This window comes from Pontibacter beigongshangensis (genome assembly GCF_014332515.1).
In the GTDB taxonomy this organism is placed as follows: Bacteria; Bacteroidota; Bacteroidia; order Cytophagales; family Hymenobacteraceae; genus Pontibacter; species Pontibacter beigongshangensis.
This window is the reverse complement of the sequence record NZ_VFSD01000006.1, coordinates 185,525-205,423: the sequence shown is the minus strand read 5'-3', so window position 1 is coordinate 205,423 and position 19,899 is coordinate 185,525. Positions and strand designations below refer to the sequence as shown.

At 50.1% G+C, this 19,899-nt stretch carries 21 protein-coding genes; 13 read left to right on the top strand and 8 right to left on the bottom strand.

Features of this window, described 5'->3' with window-relative positions:
- Window positions 1–106: 106 nt before the first annotated feature.
- Together FJM74_RS07645 and FJM74_RS07640 are read left to right on the top strand one after the other, a co-directional pair.
- On the top strand, window positions 107–1,486 hold the full coding sequence (locus FJM74_RS07645; RefSeq protein WP_187261996.1) for a UDP-N-acetylmuramate--L-alanine ligase: 1,380 nt from the start codon (window positions 107–109) through the stop codon (window positions 1,484–1,486).
- A 19-nt stretch (window positions 1,487–1,505) separates the two neighbouring features.
- Window positions 1,506–2,318 (top strand): 3'-5' exonuclease, encoded by an 813-nt coding sequence (locus FJM74_RS07640; protein ID WP_187261995.1) that lies wholly within the window; start codon window positions 1,506–1,508, stop codon window positions 2,316–2,318.
- A gap of 136 nt (window positions 2,319–2,454) precedes the next feature.
- Here the strand turns inward: FJM74_RS07640 and FJM74_RS07635 are convergent, their stop codons facing one another.
- On the bottom strand, window positions 2,455–3,051 hold the full coding sequence (locus FJM74_RS07635; protein ID WP_241738989.1) for a hypothetical protein: 597 nt from the start codon (window positions 3,049–3,051) through the stop codon (window positions 2,455–2,457).
- A 333-nt stretch (window positions 3,052–3,384) separates the two neighbouring features.
- A complete protein-coding gene (locus tag FJM74_RS07630; protein WP_187261993.1) occupies window positions 3,385–4,182 on the bottom strand; it encodes a M48 family metallopeptidase in 798 nt (265 codons plus the stop codon).
- Between the two features lie 574 nt (window positions 4,183–4,756).
- On the opposite strand from FJM74_RS07630, the gene FJM74_RS07625 reads away from it, so the two are divergent.
- The 9 genes from FJM74_RS07625 to FJM74_RS07585 all read left to right on the top strand — a co-directional run bounded on the left by FJM74_RS07625 (window position 4,757) and on the right by FJM74_RS07585 (window position 13,711).
- A complete protein-coding gene (locus tag FJM74_RS07625) occupies window positions 4,757–5,368 on the top strand; it encodes a fumarylacetoacetate hydrolase family protein (RefSeq protein ID WP_187261992.1) in 612 nt (203 codons plus the stop codon).
- Window positions 5,355–7,247 (top strand): M23 family metallopeptidase, encoded by a 1,893-nt coding sequence (locus FJM74_RS07620; protein WP_241738988.1) that lies wholly within the window; start codon window positions 5,355–5,357, stop codon window positions 7,245–7,247. Before FJM74_RS07625 ends, FJM74_RS07620 begins: the two co-directional genes overlap by 14 nt.
- Before the next feature lie 8 nt (window positions 7,248–7,255).
- Entirely contained in the window at window positions 7,256–7,708 is a 453-nt protein-coding gene (gene bcp, locus FJM74_RS07615; RefSeq protein ID WP_187261991.1) for a thioredoxin-dependent thiol peroxidase, read from the top strand.
- A 558-nt stretch (window positions 7,709–8,266) separates the two neighbouring features.
- Window positions 8,267–9,124, top strand: a complete 858-nt coding sequence (locus FJM74_RS07610; RefSeq protein WP_187261990.1) for a transketolase — start codon at window positions 8,267–8,269, stop codon at window positions 9,122–9,124.
- Window positions 9,125–9,197: 73 nt separating this feature from the next.
- Window positions 9,198–10,595: a vWA domain-containing protein gene (locus tag FJM74_RS07605; RefSeq protein WP_187261989.1), complete on the top strand. Its 1,398-nt coding sequence runs from the start codon at window positions 9,198–9,200 to the stop codon at window positions 10,593–10,595.
- A 90-nt stretch (window positions 10,596–10,685) separates the two neighbouring features.
- Entirely contained in the window at window positions 10,686–11,645 is a 960-nt protein-coding gene (locus FJM74_RS07600) for a transketolase family protein (RefSeq protein WP_187261988.1), read from the top strand.
- Window positions 11,646–12,232: 587 nt separating this feature from the next.
- Window positions 12,233–12,772 carry an RNA polymerase sigma factor gene (locus FJM74_RS07595; protein ID WP_187261987.1) on the top strand — a complete coding sequence of 180 codons (540 nt, stop codon included), beginning with the start codon at window positions 12,233–12,235 and terminating at the stop codon, window positions 12,770–12,772.
- Between the two features lie 53 nt (window positions 12,773–12,825).
- Window positions 12,826–13,254 (top strand): hypothetical protein, encoded by a 429-nt coding sequence (locus FJM74_RS07590; RefSeq protein WP_187261986.1) that lies wholly within the window; start codon window positions 12,826–12,828, stop codon window positions 13,252–13,254.
- Between the two features lie 7 nt (window positions 13,255–13,261).
- A complete protein-coding gene (locus tag FJM74_RS07585; protein WP_241738987.1) occupies window positions 13,262–13,711 on the top strand; it encodes a Spy/CpxP family protein refolding chaperone in 450 nt (149 codons plus the stop codon).
- Between the two features lie 72 nt (window positions 13,712–13,783).
- On the opposite strand, the gene pepE is transcribed toward FJM74_RS07585, so the two are convergent.
- The 3 genes from pepE to FJM74_RS07570 all read right to left on the bottom strand — a co-directional run bounded on the left by pepE (window position 13,784) and on the right by FJM74_RS07570 (window position 15,606).
- On the bottom strand, window positions 13,784–14,503 hold the full coding sequence (gene pepE, locus FJM74_RS07580) for a dipeptidase PepE (protein ID WP_187261985.1): 720 nt from the start codon (window positions 14,501–14,503) through the stop codon (window positions 13,784–13,786).
- A gap of 445 nt (window positions 14,504–14,948) precedes the next feature.
- Window positions 14,949–15,197: a hypothetical protein gene (locus FJM74_RS07575; protein ID WP_187261984.1), complete on the bottom strand. Its 249-nt coding sequence runs from the start codon at window positions 15,195–15,197 to the stop codon at window positions 14,949–14,951.
- Window positions 15,198–15,375: 178 nt separating this feature from the next.
- On the bottom strand, window positions 15,376–15,606 hold the full coding sequence (locus FJM74_RS07570; protein ID WP_241738986.1) for a hypothetical protein: 231 nt from the start codon (window positions 15,604–15,606) through the stop codon (window positions 15,376–15,378).
- Window positions 15,607–15,970: 364 nt separating this feature from the next.
- Here FJM74_RS07570 and FJM74_RS07565 point away from each other — a divergent pair, with 364 nt between their 5' ends.
- Window positions 15,971–17,050, top strand: coding sequence for an MBL fold metallo-hydrolase (locus tag FJM74_RS07565; RefSeq protein ID WP_187261982.1), 1,080 nt, complete (start codon window positions 15,971–15,973; stop codon window positions 17,048–17,050).
- A 140-nt stretch (window positions 17,051–17,190) separates the two neighbouring features.
- On the opposite strand, the gene FJM74_RS07560 is transcribed toward FJM74_RS07565, so the two are convergent.
- Window positions 17,191–17,379 carry a hypothetical protein gene (locus FJM74_RS07560; protein ID WP_187261981.1) on the bottom strand — a complete coding sequence of 63 codons (189 nt, stop codon included), beginning with the start codon at window positions 17,377–17,379 and terminating at the stop codon, window positions 17,191–17,193.
- Between the two features lie 188 nt (window positions 17,380–17,567).
- Between FJM74_RS07560 and FJM74_RS07555 the strand changes: the two genes are divergently transcribed.
- Window positions 17,568–18,266: a Dph6-related ATP pyrophosphatase gene (locus FJM74_RS07555; protein WP_187261980.1), complete on the top strand. Its 699-nt coding sequence runs from the start codon at window positions 17,568–17,570 to the stop codon at window positions 18,264–18,266.
- Between the two features lie 71 nt (window positions 18,267–18,337).
- On the opposite strand, the gene FJM74_RS07550 is transcribed toward FJM74_RS07555, so the two are convergent.
- Window positions 18,338–18,718, bottom strand: a complete 381-nt coding sequence (locus FJM74_RS07550) for a hypothetical protein (RefSeq protein ID WP_187261979.1) — start codon at window positions 18,716–18,718, stop codon at window positions 18,338–18,340.
- A gap of 263 nt (window positions 18,719–18,981) precedes the next feature.
- On the bottom strand, window positions 18,982–19,896 hold the full coding sequence (locus tag FJM74_RS07545) for a DUF4249 domain-containing protein (protein ID WP_187261978.1): 915 nt from the start codon (window positions 19,894–19,896) through the stop codon (window positions 18,982–18,984).
- Between the last annotated feature and the right edge of the window lie 3 nt (window positions 19,897–19,899).

The window sequence follows — 19,899 nt, the reverse complement described above, 5'->3', positions numbered from 1 at the left end:
AGTAATCCACATTCATGGGCAAGATATCAACATATTACCTTCCCCCTATTTTTATTTAGGGAATGAATTCTAAATTTGTGAGATTGCTATTATACCTGCACGACATATGGAGAGAAAGGAATTCAATTTTATTCACCTGATCGCGATGGGCGGGAGCATTATGCACAACCTTGCCCTGGCCCTGCACGACAAGGGCCTGAAGGTGACCGGCTCTGACGACGAAATTTTTGAGCCCGCCACAAGCAGGCTGGCCGCAGCCGGGCTGCTGCCGGAGCAGGAAGGCTGGTTCCCGGAAAAGCTCAACCAGCGCCCGGATGCCGTGATCCTGGGCATGCACGCCCGCGCCGACAATCCGGAGCTGCTGAAGGCGCAGGAACTTGGTATCCCGATCTTTTCTTTTCCGGAGTTCATTTATGAGCAGTCTAAAGACAAGCAGCGCATCGTGATCGGGGGCAGCCATGGCAAAACCTCTATTACTTCCATAATCCTGCACGTGCTGCAACACCTCAACCGCAAGTTCGACTACGCGGTGGGTGCTCAGCTCGAAGGTTTTAACCGGATGGTAAAACTCACCGACGACGCTCCCATTATAATTATTGAGGGAGACGAGTACCTCTCTGACCCCATCAAGCGAGTCCCAAAATTCCACCTCTACCACCACCACATCGGGGTCATCAGCGGCATTAGCTGGGACCATATCAATGTGTTCCCCACGCCAGAGGTGTACCGGGAGCAGTTCCGCATTTTTGCGGAGATGACACCCAAAGCCGGCGCCCTTATCTACGACAAAGACGATGAGCAGGCGCAGCTGGTGAGCATTCCGCGCAACCCCGAAACGGTTGACTATATCGGCTATGGCGTGCACGAGTATTCTATCCGGCAGGGCAAAACCATCCTGCACACCAAAAAAGAAGGTGATGTGGAGATACAGCTGTTTGGGGAGCATAACCTCCGGAACATCAGCGCGGCAAAAGAAGTCTGCAAAAAACTAGGCGTGAAGGCGCACGATTTTTATGAGACGCTGCGCACCTTTAAAGGAGCCGCCCGGCGCCTGGAAAAGATCGGTGAGAGCGCCCAGTCGGTTATTTTCCGCGACTTTGCCCATGCGCCGTCTAAAGTAAAGGCCACCACCGAAGCAGTGAAGCAGCAGTTCCCGAAGCGGCAATTGGTAGCCTGCCTGGAGCTGCACACGTTCAGCAGCCTGAACAAAGCGTTTCTGCCGCAGTACAAAGACGCCCTCAACAAGGCCGATGTGCCGCTGGTGTACTTTAACCCGGCCACCATTGCGCACAAGCGCATGGAGAGGCTAAGCGAGGCCGAAATTAAGACTTGCTTCGGTAACCCCAGCATACGTGTGTTCACCGACTCGGAGGCCCTGCAGCAGGAGCTTCAAAACGTAAACTGGACTAATACCAACCTGCTGCTCATGAGCTCAGGCACTTTTAATAATTTAAACCTGGAGGCGCTTACCACAGCAATTCTGTAAATACCCTTAAGGCTCCCTTATGAAACTGAAGCTCAAGCGCCCCATCATTTTCTTCGACCTCGAAACCACCGGCACCGACATCTGCAAAGACCGGATCGTGGAAGTCAGCATGCTGAAAATTAAACCCGATGGCGAAGAAATTTTAAAGACCCGACGGGTGAACCCCACCATTCCCGTTCCGCTGGAGTCGAGCCTGATTCACCATATCTATGATGAGGACGTGAAGGACGCTCCTACTTTTCAGCAGATCGCACGCGACCTCGACCAGTTTATGAAAGGCTGTGACCTGGGCGGATACAACCTGATCCGGTTCGATATTCCGTTGCTGGCAGAGGAGTTTTTGCGGGTTGGCATCGATTTCGACATTGAGAACCGCCATATCGTGGATGTTTGCCGCGTGTTTCACCAGATGGAGCAGCGCACGCTCTCAGCCGCTTACAAGTTTTACTGCGACGAGAAACTCGAAAATGCCCACAGCGCCGAAGCCGACACCGTAGCCACCTACAAAATTCTGATGGCCCAGCTGGACCGCTACGAAAACACGCCCCTGGAAACAAAAGAAGGCGTAGAGGAATTTCCGGTGCAGAACGATATGGCGCAGCTGCACAAGTTCACGTTCCAGAAAACGGCCGACCTCTCGGGGCGCATCATCTACAACCAGGCAGGCGAGGAAGTCTTTAACTTCGGGAAGCACCGCAACGTGCCGGTAGCGGAAGTGCTGAAGAAGGAGCCGAGCTACTACGACTGGATGATGAAAGGCGATTTCCCGCTCTATACCAAAAAAGTGCTGACCCGCATCCGGCTGCGGAGCCTGCAGAGCAGCCTTTCCTAGAATGATTTTCTGGCCCTGCGTTATGGGCCGGAATGCTGCCGGCATGTAAAGGTGATCGTAATTATTCTAATAAAAAAGGCCCTTCCAAGATCCGGAAGGGCCTTTTTTATTAGAATAATTTGGTTTTAGGCTGCTGCTACCCTTCTTCCAGCTCCCGGTATCTCCGGAGCTTTACACCCCGCTTGAGCAGCATGTTTCCTTCGCTGACCTGCTGCTTGCAATCGCTGCTGTCTGCAGACTGGCCGGATTCGCAGGAGCAGCCCACAATCTTGTTTCCTTTAAAATTGAAATAACAGAACCCGCAGGTCGCATTGCCATTGCATATGAACTTTGTGGCCTGAGAGCTTAGGTACAGACTGTTATCAGAGGCTACATCCAGTTGCAGGGCCATAGACCGGAAGGCTCCATTCAGCATACCGATTCCTACAACATAATAAGCCGGCTCGCTGGCTTTATCTTCCTGCACCTTTCGGATCATCACTTTGTCCACCACGGTGCCGTCTCCAAACTCGAGAATAAAAGGCTGCAGCAACTGCTCCCTCGGCACAATATAATCTACCGAGTCGAACACCACTTGTGCCAGTAGCTGGCCGTCGTACTTTTTCTCGGGCAGCGCTATCTCTGCTTCCGCTGTAGTATCGGCCGGGGCCATAGCCTCAATATTATCTACAAAATCGGTGTCGCTTTCTTCCGGAATTCCTTCGCTATTGGTGCAGGAACTGGCAGTTATCATCAGGCCCAAAAGACCTAATAAAACCGCTCTTAAGTTTAAAGCGGAGGAAATATAGTGATATAAGGAAAAGGAATTCATGAATTATGCTATGGATTTTTACATATTGCAATATGTTCATTTTTTTTATTCTTTTTAGATTATTTCTCATTATAATCTAAAAAGTCCGGGAAACTGGCTGCAGTAGTTCTGATATTGCTTTATCAGCTGTTACACAGCCGAAAGTATGACTACCGCAACCGCTTTCACGGACTTTTCTTGAAAATGCTCTGCTCTTCAGGGCTGGCCTTTTAAAACGTGGCAAAAGTGCCATTGCCTTCTTGCTGCAACAAGGGCTCAGCTGCCTTTATAGTACTTCTGCGCCTCTGGCATTAGCCTGCGGAGGTTACTGATACGTGTCTCGGAGCTTGGGTGAGTGGACAAAAACTCCGGTTGTGAGGCGCCTCCTGCTTTGGCCTGCATCCGCTCCCAGAAAGGGATGGCCTCCTGCGGATTGTAGCCTGCCATGGCCATGAAGATCAGCCCCAGGTGATCTGCCTCAGACTCTTGTGTACGGCCGTATTTTAACAACCCGACACCAGAACCAACACCATACACTGTATTAATTAAAGACTGTGTGGCCTGTGGCTGCGAACTGGCCAGTGCCTGCAGGGTCATGCCACCGAACTGCTGCGCCAGTTGCTGGCTCATGCGCTCGCTGCTGTGCTTGGCAATGGCGTGGGCAATTTCGTGGCCCATTACCACCGCTAAGCCTGTCTCGTTTTGAGCCACTGGCAACAGGCCGGTATACACCACCGTCTTACCCCCTGCCATCGCCCAGGCATTCACCTGGTCGTCCTGAATAAGGTTAAACTCCCACTTAAACCCTTGCAGTTGATCCGACATATTGTTCTGGGCCATGTATTGCTCCACTGCCCGCTGTATTTTCTGACCGGTGCGCTTTACCATGGCGGTCGCCTGAGCGTCGTTAGACAGTTTATTCTCTTTCAGAAACTGGTCGTAGGCGTCGTAGCTGAGGGCCATCATCTGCGAATCAGGCACCAGAGAAAACTGCCTTCTGCCGGTGATGGGAACCGTGGTACAGGCTACCAACATCACAACAGCTAATGTAAACGTGATTATTTGCTTCATCATTTCTTTAAATTTTTAACGGTTAAGCTCGCTATTTCAAATTTTGAACCAAATCTACGAAACCGTTTTTTTAATTATATACAAGTTTTTAAATGTATCAGAAAAACAGCGCCCGGGCACATTTTACGTGCTTAACCGGCACTACCTATAGTACAATATAACTGTTCGTTTATACGAGACGCAGGCTACAAAGAGTTTTAAAATACAATCACTCATTTGCATGGCCTTGCGCGTAAGAGGCTGCATCGGGTGGTAATCTCCATTGTTTCGGCCCGGGCCCCTGCTACCGCTGCAGCAGGAGTTCTGCTACAACAGAAGCATACTACTGCGCTTGCTGTAAAATAGTTTCTGAAATTTTTCTAATGAAAATGCCCCTCCAGAGGGTTTTGCCGCTGCTGGTGCCTGTGCTCTTCCAATTCGCCTATAATACCTCTACCCACCCTCCTACCGATTTAAATTCAACATTCTCTGCTTTTCCTTTCATAGCACCAAACTTTCTCTTTATTTCTAATATTTTTTCCTGAATTGGAACGTTAGAAAGGCTAATTTTGGAAGTAGAAAACCCCGGACAGTATTTATGAAGATCCTAGCCATAGGTCGCAATTATGCGGCTCACATAGAAGAACTGAAGAACGAAGTGCCAGACGAACCCGTCATTTTCTTTAAGCCCGACACGGCCGTGCTGCGCAACAATGAGCCTTTCTATTACCCCGATTACTCTCAGGACATCCACCACGAAATAGAGCTTGTGCTGCGCATCTGCCGGGAGGGCAAGAACATCGACAGCAAGTTTGCCGGCAAATACTACGACGCCATCGGGCTGGGCATCGACTTTACGGCCCGCGACATTCAGGCAAAGGCGAAGGCCAAAGGGCTGCCCTGGACCATCGCCAAAGGCTTCAACGGCTCTGCCCCCATCTCCGAATTCCTGCCGCTGAGCCAGTTCCCCGACCTGAGCAATATTACCTTCAGCCTGCACATAAACGGGGAGCTGCGCCAGAAAGGCAACACCAGCATGATGCTCAACACCTTCGACAGCATGCTGGCATATGTCTCCAAATTTATCACTTTAAAGACCGGAGACCTGATTTTTACGGGAACACCAGAGGGTGTTGGCCCTGTACAGATCGGCGACAAATTAGAAGGCTACATTGAAGATAAAAAATTACTCGATTTTGAAGTTAAGTAAACACCTCCTCCTTTTTATAATTTTTGCGTTTTCTTCGTTGGTCCTGCTGGCACAGCCTACCGTGCAGCCGGGCTACTTCATGTTCCCGATTAAGCCTGGGCAGCGGAACTTCCTGTCGGGGACGATGGGCGAGATACGCTCCAACCACTTCCATGGCGGCATCGATATCAAGACCGACCAACGGGAAGGCCTGAATGTGCATGCCGCCGCTGACGGCTACATTTCGCGCGTAAAGATGTCGACCTACGGGTATGGCAATATCATCTACATTACCCACCCTAACGGCCTGGTAACGACTTATGCGCACCTGCTCTCGTTCTACAACCCGCTGGCGGAGCATGTGCTGCAGGAGCAGTACAAACGCAAAACCTTTGAACTGGAGCTGTTTCCGGACAAAAACCAGTTTCCCGTAAAGAAAGGCGATGTTATTGCTCTGTCGGGCAACACGGGTGGCTCGGGAGGCCCGCACCTGCACTTTGAGATACGCGACACAACCGACAAACTGTATAACCCGCTCAGGTGGAAGTTCTCCGAAGTCATAGACACCACGCCTCCGGAAATCTACACCCTAGGTATTAATACCCTTAATATTTATGCCCGCGTAAACCAGGAGTTTGGCAGAGCGGAGTTCCGGACAAAGAAAACAGGCAGCAACTTTGTGCTGCAGGATACCGTGTATGGCCATGGCCTGCTGGGGCTGGAACTGCAGACGATCGACCGGCTCGACGGGGCCGATAACAGGAACGGCACCCAGGAAGTAACAGTGTATATCAACAACAAACTGACCTATCAACACCACATCGACCAGGTTCCCTTTGCGCTGAACCGGCAGTTGTCGCAGCACATCAACTACCACGTATTCCGGCGCAACGGACGCTCGTTTCAGAAAATATTTGTAGACTATGGCAACGAACTGCCTATTTATACCGCCCTCCAAAACCGTGGCCGTATAAACGTGCACCCCGACTCCACGTACCAGGTCCGCCTAGTAGCCAAAGACTCTTACGACAACACCTCTACCCTGAGCTTTGTGCTGAAAGGCCAGAAGCCGGAATTCTCCCAAACGCTGTCGAAGCAGGTAAAACAGCCTAAAGTAGACTATGAGGTTATCGGCAATATCCTGAAGATTAGCGCCACCGACACCTCGGCCACGCCCCGCAATGTGGAGCTTTACAAAGGCAACCGCAAACTGGTGCTGGTGCCGAGCTATACCCGCAACTCCGTATCGGTGAACCTCTACGACCTGCGGGCTGGCGTCCCTGATTCTATGAACTTCTGCGGCACTGCATATCCGTTTGGTTTCCAGCAGGTAATTCCGTCCGGCAAAGCAGTAGACTTTAAAAACGATTACGCTAAAATAGAATTTGCGAAAGAGTCGCTCTACGACACGCTGTATCTGGAAACGAACCTGGAAGATGATGTATATACCATCGGCGATTATTTCACGCCCCTGCACCAGCCAGTTAAGGTGACCATCACGCCTTCTACCCCTGTTATAGACAAGTCGAAGGCCTTTGTGTATTACCTGGGGCTTGGCCGCGGCAGAGGCCTGGCAGGCGGCACCTGGGATGGCAACGCCATCACCTTTACTACCCGCAACATGGGCAAATTCAAAGTACTCGAAGACAAAAAGCCGCCGGTTATCAGGCTTCTGAGCAAGAGCAAAGTGCAGATCAAGTTCAAAATATCAGACGATCTTTCCGGACTCAGCTCATTTAATGCCTACATAAACGGAGAATGGCTGCTGATGAAGTACGAGCATAAAACGGCCACCATTTACTCCGAGAAGCTCGACAAAAGCATACCTTTGTCGGGCGAGGTAATTCTGACCGTAAGAGATAACGCCGGAAACGAAGCTATTTATAAAACAACTATTTAACCCAGACTATGGAACTGAAAACAGGAGACCAGGCCCCCGACTTCGAAAGCAGAGACCAGAACGGCAACACCGTAAGGCTCAGCAACTACCGGGGCAAAAAAGTGATTTTGTACTTCTACCCGAAAGACGACACCCCCGGCTGCACCGCCCAATCCTGCAACCTGCGCGACAATTACAGCGACCTGCAGCGCGAAGGCTACGAAGTGCTGGGCGTGAGTGTAGACGATGAGGCATCGCACCAGAAGTTCATCAAAAAATTCGATCTGCCCTTTACCCTAATTGCCGATACCGACAAGAAAATTGTGGAGGCTTATGGCGTTTGGCAGGAGAAGTCGATGTACGGCCGCAAATACATGGGCACCATGCGCTACACGTTTGTAATTGATGAGCAGGGCACGATCCAGGACATCATCACCAAAGTAAAAACGGCCGAGCACGCCGCCCAGATCCTGAACAAGTAACTCCTGGGTTTCCACGGCTTATGGGGTCTAACCTTTCATGATCCTATAAGCCTCCGGAAGGCCATTTTCATTCAAATAATTGCTGCTTGCTGTTTGTTGAATGGTTAATGGGGAGCTTTAAAGGTAAACCGGAAAACACAAACCAACTCTTAACTTTAGAAGAGTCCAGTGCCTTGCGTCTCTTTTTACCTCCGGAGGGGCATTTTCATTCACATAATTTGGGGGTAGTGCGGCAGGCCTCTCCGCAGAACACCGAACTTACCTGCACAACGCCGTATTTCCGGAAACAACCTGAATACCTGGAAGATATTTTAGCGGTTAGCCTATAAAGTTTTGAAGAGTTTTGTATTTATGATTGTGGGTAATCAAAGTTATTCAGATATTTAACCGGCAATATAAATAGCTGCGCAAGCTTACCACCCTAACGCAGGTTAGCGCAGCTATCGGTAAAGGATAGAGACATGGGCCTGCCAGCAACTCTTTTTAATATACATCTCTAGCACTTTACAATATTATTTGTATTTTAGACACTAATAATCTTTAACGAAATCTAACGAAGTGAATCCACACAACAAAAGCACTGAAGAACTAAAGCAGATTGCGTCACAGGTGCGTCGTGATATCGTGCGAATGGTACATGCCGTGAACTCCGGCCACCCGGGCGGCTCGCTCGGCTGCACAGACTATTTCGTGTCGCTGTACTTTAAGGTAATGAACTACAGCACCGATTTTAAGATGGACGGCCAGGGCGAAGACCTCTTCTTCCTCTCCAACGGCCATATCTCGCCTGTATTTTACAGCACCCTGGCACGAGCCGGCTTCTTTGAAGTAAGCGAACTGGCCACATTCCGTAAATTGAACTCCAGGTTGCAGGGCCACCCGGCCACCGAAGAAGGCCTGCCAGGCATTCGCGTAGCTTCCGGCTCACTGGGCCAGGGTTTATCGGTTGCCATTGGTGCCGCACTTGCCAAAAAACTCAACAACGATCCCAACCTGGTATACGTGCTGATGGGAGATGGCGAGCTGGACGAAGGTCAGGTGTGGGAAGCCATTATGTTTGCCCCGCACAACAAAGTAGATAACCTTATCGCTACGGTAGACCTGAACGGCCAGCAGATCGACGGCTCCACCGATGAAGTGTTAGCACATGGCGACCTGCGCAAGAAATTTGATGCCTTTGGCTGGCATGTGCTGGAAGCAGACGGCAACAACTTCGAAACGTTGTTACCAGCGCTGGAAGAAGCGAAAGCAGCCACCGGCAAAGGGAAACCCGTGCTTATTCTGATGAATACTGAAATGGGTTTCGGCGTTGACTTTATGATGGGTTCGCACAAATGGCATGGCATTGCTCCTAACGACGAGCAGTTGCAGATCGCCTTGCAGCAACTCTCTGTAGAGGCAGCCTCTGATTACTAGATTCAAGTTGCCGAGCCAGTTGCGCCTCTGGGCCGCTTGGCTTACCATGCTTTACTTGTCCTGAAATGGCAGCATGAAACACTGGTGCAGCATAACCGCTCTGATTTGCTTTCTGCTCCTATTCGCAGCAGGAAGGCTTGCTGTTGCCCAGGAGGCCAGGCAAAAGCAGCCTGTTACGCGCATTCTGTTCCTGCTCGATGCCTCTGGCAGCATGCTGGCCAAATGGGAAGAAAGCGACCGCATGGCAGTAGCCAAAAAGCTCCTGGCCGGGCTCACAGACTCGCTGGAGCAGTACCAGCACCTGGAGGTGGCCCTGCGGGTATATGGACACCAGTTCGGGCGGGAGCGAAACGAGTGTAAAGACACCCGGCTCGAAGTACCCTTCGCCGCCAATAACAAGGAGGCGATCCAGAAAAAACTGGAGCAGATCGTGCCGCGGGGCAACACCCCCATTACCTATTCGCTGGAGCAGTCGGCGAACGATTTTCCGGATGAGAAAGGTGCCCGCAATGTCATCATTCTGATTACCGATGGGTTGGAGTCGTGCAAAGGCGATCCTTGTGCCACTTCCCTGGCCCTGCAGCGCAAGCGTATCTTTCTGCGCCCGTTCGTGATCGGTATTGGTATAGAGGCGGGGCAGGTGGAAGAACTGAACTGTATCGGGCAATATTTTAACGCAGCCGATGTGCGCACTTTTCAGAAGGTGCTCACGGAGATTGTGCTCCAGACGCTCTCCCCTACCACGGTATCCGTGGAACTGGTGGATGGCAGTGGCAAACCCGTAGAGAGCAACGTGAACATGACGTTCCTGAACGCGCTCACCGGACAGCCGGAGTACAACTTTGTGCATTACAAAGATGCCAGCGGCAAGGCCGACAAACTGGATATCGATGCGCTCCTGCCCTACGACCTGGTGGTGCATACCACACCCCCGGTAGTGGCCCGCAGCCTCGGTATCAAGCCTGGCCGGCACAATGTGTTTCCGGTAACGGCCCCGCAGGGTGAGCTGCACCTGCGCCAGGACGGCCCGTCACCTTATGGGCAGTTGGCCGCCATTGTAAGGCAGCAGGGCTCAGAGCAAACGCTGCAGGTGCAGAATTTTGGCAGCAGGCACAAGTATCTGGTTGGCAAATACGATCTGGAGTTGCTGACCCTGCCCCGCATTTATATGAAAGGTGTGGAGATAAAGCAGGGACAGCCTACGCCGATCACCATACCGCAACCAGGCCAGCTGAACATACCATCGGACCTGCAGGGCTACGGAAGCATCTATAGCCTGGAGGAAGACGGCACGCAACGCTGGCTGCACAACCTGCCGGAGCAGAGCAGCAGAATAACCCTGGCCCTACAGCCGGGAAACTATAGACTGGTTTACCGTATGAAGTCCGCCCATGCGAGTAAATTTACCGATGTGAAAGACTTCACGATTAGATCAGGCGCAACAACAACCGTAAAAATTTTCAACAGATAAATGAAAGGCGCATGTTCTGAACATCAGCTGTAAAAAGATGAGCCACGACGACATGCAAATTCCATCTGACCTTTAAGAAAAATCATACAGATGAAAGAGTATTCTTATTCAGAGAAAAAAGACACCCGTTCCGGATTTGGGGCAGGTTTGCTGGAGCTCGGCCGGAAGAACCCGAATGTAGTAGCCCTTTGCGCCGACCTGGTTGGCTCCCTTAAAATGGCCGACTTCATCAAGGAGAACCCGGAGCGCTTTTTCCAGATCGGTATTGCAGAAGCCAACATGATGGGCATTGCAGCCGGCCTTACCATAGGCGGTAAAATTCCGTTCACCGGAACCTTTGCCAATTTCTCCACCGGCCGCGTGTACGACCAGATCCGCCAGTCTATCGCTTACTCCGGCAAGAACGTAAAAATCTGCGCCTCGCATGCCGGCCTTACCCTGGGTGAAGACGGTGCCACGCACCAGATCCTGGAAGACATCGGCATGATGAAGATGCTGCCGCACATGACCGTGATCAACCCTTGCGACTACAACCAGACCAAAGCCGCCACCATTGCCATTGCCGACTACGAAGGCCCGGTATACCTGCGCTTTGGCCGCCCGGTTATTCCGGTATTCACCCCTGCCGACCAGAAGTTTGAAATTGGCAAGGCCGTGATGCTGAACGAAGGTACTGATGTAAGTATTTTCGCCACCGGTCACCTGGTATGGAAAGCGATTCTGGCAGGCCATATTCTGGCAGAGAAAGGTATCAATGCCGAAATTATAAATATCCACACCATTAAACCTCTCGACGAAGCCGCAGTCTTAGCTTCAGTGGCTAAAACAGGCTGCGTGGTATCGGCTGAGGAGCACAACCGCCTGGGCGGGCTGGGCGATAGCATCGCGCAGCTGCTCGTGCGCAACACGCCGCTGCCAATGGAGTACGTTGCCACCGACGATACCTTCGGTGAAAGCGGCACGCCAGAGCAACTGATGGAAAAATACGGCTTATCTGAGAATGATATTGTAGCAGCTGCAGAGCGTGTGATAGCGCGCAAAAAGGCATAGACAATACAAGCGTAAGCAGAAAAAGGCTGTACCCTAACAAGTGCAGCCTTTTTTTGTTCTTCGAGCATGAATAAAAGCCTAAGGACCTGCTTAGGCATATATTTGAGCAGCATCAGCAAGCGCAGAATGCTCAGGAGGGCTGTTTTGATTAGAATAATTTCAGTTGTGCGGTAGCAGCCATCTGAAATTATGTATTGCGGCAGGTAGCAACAAAGCAGAAATCGGTTGCCCGGTGCACCAATTGACGCTAAACTGTCTGAGCGTTCAGCGAGTTTTTCGCGTCTTGATTTTTTTGGTTCTTTTTGTATCAAGACAAAAAAAACAAAGACTCCGGCAATGAAACAGCTTTACTCCGCTGTCACAGCTGTACCAGCAGCTATGCTAACTCAGACAAAAATTGCCCATAGCTTCTGCTGTTGCCTCTCGCCCACAAGATCTTTGCAGGAGGAAAGCGTGGTTAGAAGGCTACATACTACCACACAACCGGAGTAAGATTAATGCTTCCCGAAATCAGGATAAAAGAAAGATTATTACTAAATCCATTAAAACAGAAAAACCTACTGTATTCTTCGTAGAATTGCCGCCCCGTGGAAGACAAAGAGATCTTAGAGAAGTTCGCCAGCCCCGATAGCCGCAATCTGGCCTTTAACCAGCTTATCCGGAAGTACCAGCAGAAAATTTACTGGCACATCCGGAAAATGGTTATTGACCACGACGATGCCGATGACCTCACGCAAGAGGTTTTTATCAAGGTCTGGAAAAACCTGGAGAACTTCCGGCAGGATGCACAGCTCTACACCTGGGTGTACCGGATAGCCACTAACGAGTGCCTTACTTTTTTATCCAGTAAAAGAAGAAAGTTCTTTCTGCCCATCGGCGATATCACGGCAGAGCTTGCCGATAAAATAGACAGTTCCTCCGATATATCCGGAGAGGAGATCCAAATAAAACTTCAGAAAGCATTGCTCCGTTTGCCCGACAAGCAGCGCCTGGTATTTAACATGCGCTATTACGATGAGCTCAAGTACGAAGAAATATCTGAGATTCTGGGCACTTCAGTAGGCGCTCTGAAAGCCTCTTATCACCTAGCTGCAAAAAAAATAGAGGAATTCTTAAAAAATGATTAAACTTTTACAACCTTTTTCTATCTAACTAACAGAGCATGATAACGTGAGGAGAGATGAAGCTAAACGAGATACCAAAAAAGAACATTTACAAGGCCCCTGATGGCTACTTCGACCGCCTGCCTAGGCAGATAATGGAGCGGACAGCTTCGCGGGGAACAAGCGCTGCGAGCTCCGGGTTTTCTATCTGGAAACCTGTGCGGCTGGCGTTTGCTCCGCTGGTATTGTTGCTCGTGTTTGTAGGCGTCTATTTCCTGAATGTAAAAGAGCAGCCACAGCAGAGTGACTTCCAATCATACGCCTCCCGCCTCGGCGAAACCGAGATCCTCACCTACCTTAGCGCCTCCCATGTGCACCTGGAGCCATCAGACTTTGAGGAACTGAATCTGACGGAGCAGGAAATAACCTCCGACTTTATGAATATTAGCCCGGAAGTGGCAGAAGAGGAACTAGAGTACTACCAACTAAGCAATTTAACATATTAGTACACCCATGAGACATTACATCACCCTTTTACTTCTCTTTATCTGTTGCCTGGCCACTGGCACGGCCATGGCCCAAACAGACAAAGAGAAAAGCCGGCGGGAAAATGTGGAGAGCGCCAAAGTCGCTTTCCTGACAGATAAAATGGCCCTGACACCCGACCAGGCGCAAAAATTCTGGCCGATATACCACGAATTTGAAACGAAACGTCGTGAAATTTATGCTGCCCACAAAGGGAGCTATCGCAAAAAGATAGATGAGTTGAGCGACCCGGAAGTAAAAGCCATGTTGGACGGCATATTTGTGCTGAAGCAGAAGGAACTGAACCTGGAGCAGGAGTATGCAGCCAAATACCAGCGCATCATCTCGCCCAGGCAGCTGGCCCAGCTTTACCGGGGCGAGCGGGAATTCACTAAAATGCTGCTCCGCAAGCTCGACCACAAACCGCACAATCCGTAATTCGGATTCATCTGAAACCAGAAACGGCTGCCTTCTTAAAAAGGCAGCCGTTTCTGGTTTCAGATGGAACGGCTATACGGAATCCAGCAGAAAATTAACATCGTGGGAGGGTTTAAACTCCTGTGGCTTCTGGCCCTGCAGAAAAACGCGGGCGCTTAGAGGTCCGAGCAGTTTCATCTTATCTCCTTTCACCTGCAGCATGCTCCCCTCCCGCAGCCCAACCACTGGCTGGGTGTTGTGCACATGAAACTCCTGGATGCGTGTTTCGCGCGTCTCACCCATATGCGTGGAGTCTGGTTCCGGATCCTGGTAGTGCGGGTTGAGGTTGAACGGCACGAGTTGCAGGGCATCGAAGGTTTTAGGGAACACAATGGGCATATCGTTGGTGGTGCCGATGGTGCGGCCTGCCACGTTGGTACCCGCACTGGTGCCCATATAAGGCATCCCCTTCAGTACGCGCTCCTGTATCGGTTTTATCAGCTGCTGGGCGTAAAGCTGCCTGAGCAGCAAAAATGTATTACCACCTCCGATAAACATGGCCTCTGCCTGCTGCACGGCCGCTACAGGATCATTAAACTCATGAATTCCTTTCAGCTCTATGCCGATCCGGGCAAAAGCCTCTTTGCCTTTGGCCGTGTAGGCGCTGTGCGAAATGCCGCCGGGCCGGGCAAACGGAATAAACAGGACGGTCGTTTTACTTTCAAAAAGCTGCTTCATCTCTTCCTCACAATGCTCCAGATAACCGGTGCCGTGGGTAGTAGAGGTGCTTACCAACAATAAATTTCTGCTCATGCTCTAAAATATAATAATGCCGCAAGTTAGCTTTTTTTGGCTGAATCAGGATGAGGGGGTTATGAGTTATGCGTTATGAGTTGATCCATAATTAGAGCTTCGTGTAGTATAAAGAGTAATCGGCCGGGTCTTTGGCAGCAGAAATTTCTCTGGAGGGGCATTTTCATTGGAATAATTACCCGAGAACCGACAAAAACCGCATATGCTGCAAGAAGTGCAATTATCAACACTTTTGTAGGCTAAAAGCCGGAACAGGAGCAGAAAATAACTCCGGAGGGCAGTTTTGATTTGAATAATTTGATCATCTGCCCTAACGCTTCTTCTAATACCACCCCGCCAGAACTCCTCTGGTTGAAATGAGGCCGGAATCCATTTTCACATCTCCAAATCAACCATTTAACCATTAAGCCAAAAAGCCATCCCCCCGCGTCTGGCGCACGAAGAACTATGTCTTCACCTTTAAGTGGATGGTCTCCAGGTAGGGCTCCAGGGCCTGGTGGCTGGTGAGGGCGCGAACCAGGCCGATGCTCTTCAGGTCATAGAAAAACCATAGCTCCACATAAAAGTCATAAAGCCAGTACAAATCTATTTTGCACCAGCCTTTAATGCGGTGATGCAGATAATGTCCCTCATTCAACACCAGCTCTGCCTGCACCAAAGGGGGCAGGTTGTTAAAATCTTCTGCATTAAACATAAGTATAAAATTTTCTATAGGCTTGCCCGTATCAGTTAAAAACAAAGTGAAAAAACATGCTGACAAGGCACCCGCCTCAGTTGGCTTGCCAATGGTCCGGGCAGGCTCTTCCCTGTCTATATCAAAAAAGGCTGCCGGAGCAGCCTTTTAGGTTAAACGATGATATCCTGATTTTGATTTAGTTCAGGTGTAGGGTGTATAGCTCGAACCGGTGCGAAGCAAAACTCCAGTGAGACGATGACGGGTGAATTTCTACGCCATCTTCATCCAGTATAGTTACAGCAAATCCTTCGCCCTGGTTAATTGGTTCCGTAAAATGCTTTACCGGGTATACTTTGCCTTCCTCAATCCACTCCTCTGGTTCGAATGTTGGTCGCGACGCATCTACGCATTTTGCGTAAACCATCATATAGCTTGGGGGTACAAATAAGTTTACCATGTCTATTCAACTTTTCAGAAAGATAAAAAATTCCTGCAAGGCAGGAAATGTTGCCGGATTAAATTGTAAGTCCTGTAGAAATAAACCGCTCAAATACTGTGCCTCGATAAAAGATCCTGACGTTGGAACCTGATCTGCTGGCGGGCTTTTATGCTTTAATTTGATTTACAACTGATATTTACGAAAAATTAATTACATATAAAAGTACCTACACTAAAAAATATTCCTGGCTCTTTTAGGTCAGAACCTGCCAAAGACGTAGCCACTTTCGCTCCATAACCGTAATAAAAAGCCGCTGCGGTTCAATAAATTAATTATTAAAAGACAAATTCTCATGCAAACTAACGAAGAATTGACTCCTACAGGTAGCAAACACACCTTCTATGTGGCCCCGGGCGTATGGGGATTAAAAACTGTATTAGTTAACCTCTATTTTATTGCGGGCGAGGCGGTTGCAGACGAAACTACTCCCTGGGTACTGGTGGATGCAGGTCTTTACGGCTCCGCCGGAAAAATAAAGCAGGCCGCCGAAGAGCTCTTTGGGAAATATAACTGGCCCAAAGCTATTCTGCTCACGCACGGCCACTTCGACCATGTTGGCGCTCTGAAAGAACTGGCCATTGAATGGGATGTGCCTGTATATACCCACCGCATGGAACTGCCATACCTGACCGGGCTCTCGAGCTACCCGCCGCCAGACCCCAGTGTGGGCGGAGGGGGCATGTCTTACCTGTCGTTTATGTACCCCAAGAAGCCGATCGATATTACCTCTAACATTGAGCTGTTGCCCGACGACGGCACCATACCCGGACTGCCGGACTGGCACTGGCTCGAAACCCCTGGGCACACGCCAGGCCATGTCTCTTTTTTCAGGGAGCGGGACAGGGTGCTGCTGGCAGGCGATGCCTTTGTTACCCGGCACGGCGAGTCTATGCTGGCGGTGATAACGCAGAAGCAGGAGGTGCATGGGCCACCAGCCTATTTTACACCAGACTGGACCAGGGCCCAGCGCTCGGTCGAGAAACTGGCGAACCTCCAACCAAATGTGGCCGCCACAGGTCATGGCCTGCCCATGCAGGGCCGGGAACTGAGGGAACAGCTTAACGCCCTTACCCGCAATTTCAGGGAAATGGCTGTGCCCGCACACGGACGTTATGTGGCACAACCCGCTATTGCCAATGAGCAGGGCGTGGTCATGGTGCCGCCTCCCGTTAAGAACCCCGTTGCCACCCCCCTGCTGGCCGCCGGGATTTTATCAGCGACGGGTATTGCCCTACTGCTCTGGAACAAGCAGCGAAACAAGGCTGAGGCCCGCAAAAAAGTTCTTTACCATAACAGGCCAACCTCTGGTGCTCCTTTTGCTGTCACGATAGAAGAGGATAACCCGAATGCTTACACAAATAATTACCCATAAAATAACGGGGCCTGAAATCAACCTTCAGGCCCCGTTATCATTTAAGGAGTACCAATAAATAGATAAAAGGTTCAGGACACAAATATGGCTAATACTAAACTCCTTACTTTTATAACAATACCCCAACTTTCTGACTTCAATTAGTCTTTCTTATGATTGGCTCTGCCGGAGCCACTTTTTTTGCCACCGCCATCTTGTTTATTCACAGTGGCCCAGGCTCGTTTCTCAGCTTCTTCGTGGCTGACGCCTTTCTTCTCGTAACTTTCTTCTATGTGCTCGGCTTTGCGCTTTTGCTTGTCTGTATAAGCCGATTTATCTCCTTGTGGCATAGTATCTCCTTTCGTTAAGTTGCGTATTTTTCTTTGCAAGCCGACCTTCGGCTCCTTCTCTATTTACGAATATGGTGCCACGCAGGGTACTAAATCGGTAAAAGTATCTCCGCTTCTATGGCTGCCGCCCGAATTAATAAGGTAAATTTGAGTTCCTAATTCCTGAACAGAAACTAAACGTCCACGGCATGAAAAGCGTGTTTAACTGGAGCGGCGGAAAAGACTCGGCTCTTTGCCTGCACCGCACACAGCAGGATAGCACTTATATAATAGACAGATTACTGACAACCCTGAGCAATGCCACCCGGCGCATTACCATGCATGGTGTGCGGCAGGAACTGCTCGAACAACAGGCCCTGCAAATCGGTTTGCCGCTGCAGCAAATGCTCCTGCCAGACAATACCGGCATGGAAGCCTACAACCACCTGATGGCCACCACCATGCAACAGCTACAGCAGGAAGGCATCAGCCATGCCATTTTCGGCGACATAAACCTGCAGGACCTACGCGATTACCGGGAGCAGCAGCTGGCAAAGGTGGGGCTAAAAGCCGTCTTCCCCTTGTGGGAGCAGCCTACCGATGAGTTGGTGCGGGAGTTTATCGCACTTGGTTTTAAGGCGGTGGTGGTTAGCGTAAACGCCCGCCTCCTGAATGCTTCTTTTGCAGGTCGTCTGCTGGACGAGTCGTTCCTTGATGATTTACCTGCCGGCGTAGATCCCTGCGGCGAAAATGGAGAGTTCCATTCTTTCGTGTTCGATGGGCCGATTTTTAAAGCTCCTGTCAATTACTCGCTTGGGGAGCGGGTGCTGAAGCAGTATGGTGTATCTGCTGATGAAACAGCAGGGTACGACACAGGATTCTGGTTTCAGGATTTGCTGCCTGCTTAATACACACGGCTGCACATTAGCAGGAAAAGCAGGAGGGGGACATCCTGATGTCCCCCTCCTGCTTTTCCCTTTCAGCTCTTCGTAAGTTGCGTAATAAGGTCATCTAATATTTCTTTGCTGTAGCCGATCCGGCGGGTGTACTCCAGGCAGAGGTTGTATTCCCGTTCTTCCAGCTCGCCATCCTGCAACATCATCAAAACCAGCGTCTGCAGTTCCATGGTTTTTTGCATCCCATCTTCGGGCATTATAAAACTGAGCACCGACAAATTATCCGTGATTGGCTGTGTATCCTTCTCCGTAAGCCCTAACTGGTCTCCTATCGTTACCAGAAAATCACTTTCCTGCTCATCCACATGCCTGTCGGCTATGGCTAGTAAAACAATGTTCTGGAAGAAAGCCAGTTTCTTCTGCCTGGTGTTTAGTAAGTCGTTGTATGAGGTGCCGGTTGCCATATTTCGTTAATTTAGATTTTAATAATACCTTAAACCAGTATGCTGCTTCCTGCTTTTGCCTCCATGTTCCGGACCAGCAGGTGAGTACCAATAAGCTATTACGCATTAATTGACCGCATCATTACAATTATTTTTTAAAAATAGCAGAGTCCTGCCCATGAATCTTCCCCGAGAACAAATTTCCCAGATGATCTTAAGCAGCGAAACTATGTGCATGGCTCTTACCAAAACAGGCCCAGCTCCTGCTTTCGGAACATTATTCCCTACTTTATCTCCTTTACCGCCTCCAGCCGGTTGTAGGCGCCAAAAGCCCCCAGCGCACCTGCCATATTAGAGTAAATGAATTTCGGCTCAGCAAAAGGGTTGCCGCTTACCTCCTGCTGCTCCAGCACAGACCGGTGGTACAGGTAATAGTGCTTTTCTGTTACCATCAGGTAAGCATACAAGGTGTACGGCCTGGGCACCGGCCCCAGGTCGTTGCCATATTGTGTAAATTTGGGAGACTGCAGCACATTATTAACGGCACTCTCATCTTTAACCAGGTTCCCCTTATCCAGCGTAGGATAGATATCATTGAACATGGTTAGTTTGTTCGGCCAAACCTCTACCTGGTACTTCATATAAGCAAGGGCATGGTAATAGTTGGTTACGCCGGGGGCATCTATCCATTTATAGCTGAGGTCATAGCGCCAGAAGTTGTGGTGATATTCCTCATCATCCCGGGTGGCGGTATAGTTGATCTCCGTAATTTCGATGTTGTCGACAGCAGGCACTACACAGGAGGCTTCGGCTTTAGCGCCGGCAGGCGTGGATACTTTAAGTGTATAGGTTTTGCCCGCCACAGGAGGCAGGTTAACGGCTTCTGTCTGGTAGCTGTTAAGGTCGGCATTGTACGGCAGCGTCACGGTTGTTAAGCCATCCGATATGGTAACGGCAGCATCTTTCACCTTGCGTTGTTCTTCGCTCAGCATCTTGCCTATGGCTGGCTGGGAGGTCTGGAGCTTTGCTACCAGAAAAGTGTCTTGCGGCGAGATGAATGAGGTTACCACTAGCTTCGGACTTACGTCGAGGTTCCTGATGTTGGTCACATCGTCTTCGCAGGCTGGCAGCACAAACAGCGTGAGCAGGAGCAGCACGAGCTGCGGAATACGGTTTCTGTTTAAATAATTAGTCTTCATGAG

Excerpts from the sequence above, each read along its gene's own strand:
- FJM74_RS07645 (WP_187261996.1), top strand. The coding sequence starts at position 107 with ATGGAGAGAAAGGAATTCAATTTTATTCACCTGATCGCGATGGGCGGG.
- FJM74_RS07640 (WP_187261995.1), top strand. The coding sequence starts at position 1,506 with ATGAAACTGAAGCTCAAGCGCCCCATCATTTTCTTCGACCTCGAAACC.
- FJM74_RS07635 (WP_241738989.1), bottom strand. The coding sequence starts at position 3,051 with ATGATAACTGCCAGTTCCTGCACCAATAGCGAAGGAATTCCGGAAGAA.
- FJM74_RS07630 (WP_187261993.1), bottom strand. The coding sequence starts at position 4,182 with ATGATGAAGCAAATAATCACGTTTACATTAGCTGTTGTGATGTTGGTA.
- FJM74_RS07625 (WP_187261992.1), top strand. The coding sequence starts at position 4,757 with ATGAAGATCCTAGCCATAGGTCGCAATTATGCGGCTCACATAGAAGAA.
- bcp (WP_187261991.1), top strand. The coding sequence starts at position 7,256 with ATGGAACTGAAAACAGGAGACCAGGCCCCCGACTTCGAAAGCAGAGAC.
- FJM74_RS07605 (WP_187261989.1), top strand. The coding sequence starts at position 9,198 with ATGAAACACTGGTGCAGCATAACCGCTCTGATTTGCTTTCTGCTCCTA.
- FJM74_RS07600 (WP_187261988.1), top strand. The coding sequence starts at position 10,686 with ATGAAAGAGTATTCTTATTCAGAGAAAAAAGACACCCGTTCCGGATTT.
- FJM74_RS07590 (WP_187261986.1), top strand. The coding sequence starts at position 12,826 with ATGAAGCTAAACGAGATACCAAAAAAGAACATTTACAAGGCCCCTGAT.
- FJM74_RS07585 (WP_241738987.1), top strand. The coding sequence starts at position 13,262 with ATGAGACATTACATCACCCTTTTACTTCTCTTTATCTGTTGCCTGGCC.
- pepE (WP_187261985.1), bottom strand. The coding sequence starts at position 14,503 with ATGAGCAGAAATTTATTGTTGGTAAGCACCTCTACTACCCACGGCACC.
- FJM74_RS07575 (WP_187261984.1), bottom strand. The coding sequence starts at position 15,197 with ATGTTTAATGCAGAAGATTTTAACAACCTGCCCCCTTTGGTGCAGGCA.
- FJM74_RS07570 (WP_241738986.1), bottom strand. The coding sequence starts at position 15,606 with ATGATGGTTTACGCAAAATGCGTAGATGCGTCGCGACCAACATTCGAA.
- FJM74_RS07565 (WP_187261982.1), top strand. The coding sequence starts at position 15,971 with ATGCAAACTAACGAAGAATTGACTCCTACAGGTAGCAAACACACCTTC.
- FJM74_RS07560 (WP_187261981.1), bottom strand. The coding sequence starts at position 17,379 with ATGCCACAAGGAGATAAATCGGCTTATACAGACAAGCAAAAGCGCAAA.
- FJM74_RS07555 (WP_187261980.1), top strand. The coding sequence starts at position 17,568 with ATGAAAAGCGTGTTTAACTGGAGCGGCGGAAAAGACTCGGCTCTTTGC.
- FJM74_RS07550 (WP_187261979.1), bottom strand. The coding sequence starts at position 18,718 with ATGGCAACCGGCACCTCATACAACGACTTACTAAACACCAGGCAGAAG.
- FJM74_RS07545 (WP_187261978.1), bottom strand. The coding sequence starts at position 19,896 with ATGAAGACTAATTATTTAAACAGAAACCGTATTCCGCAGCTCGTGCTG.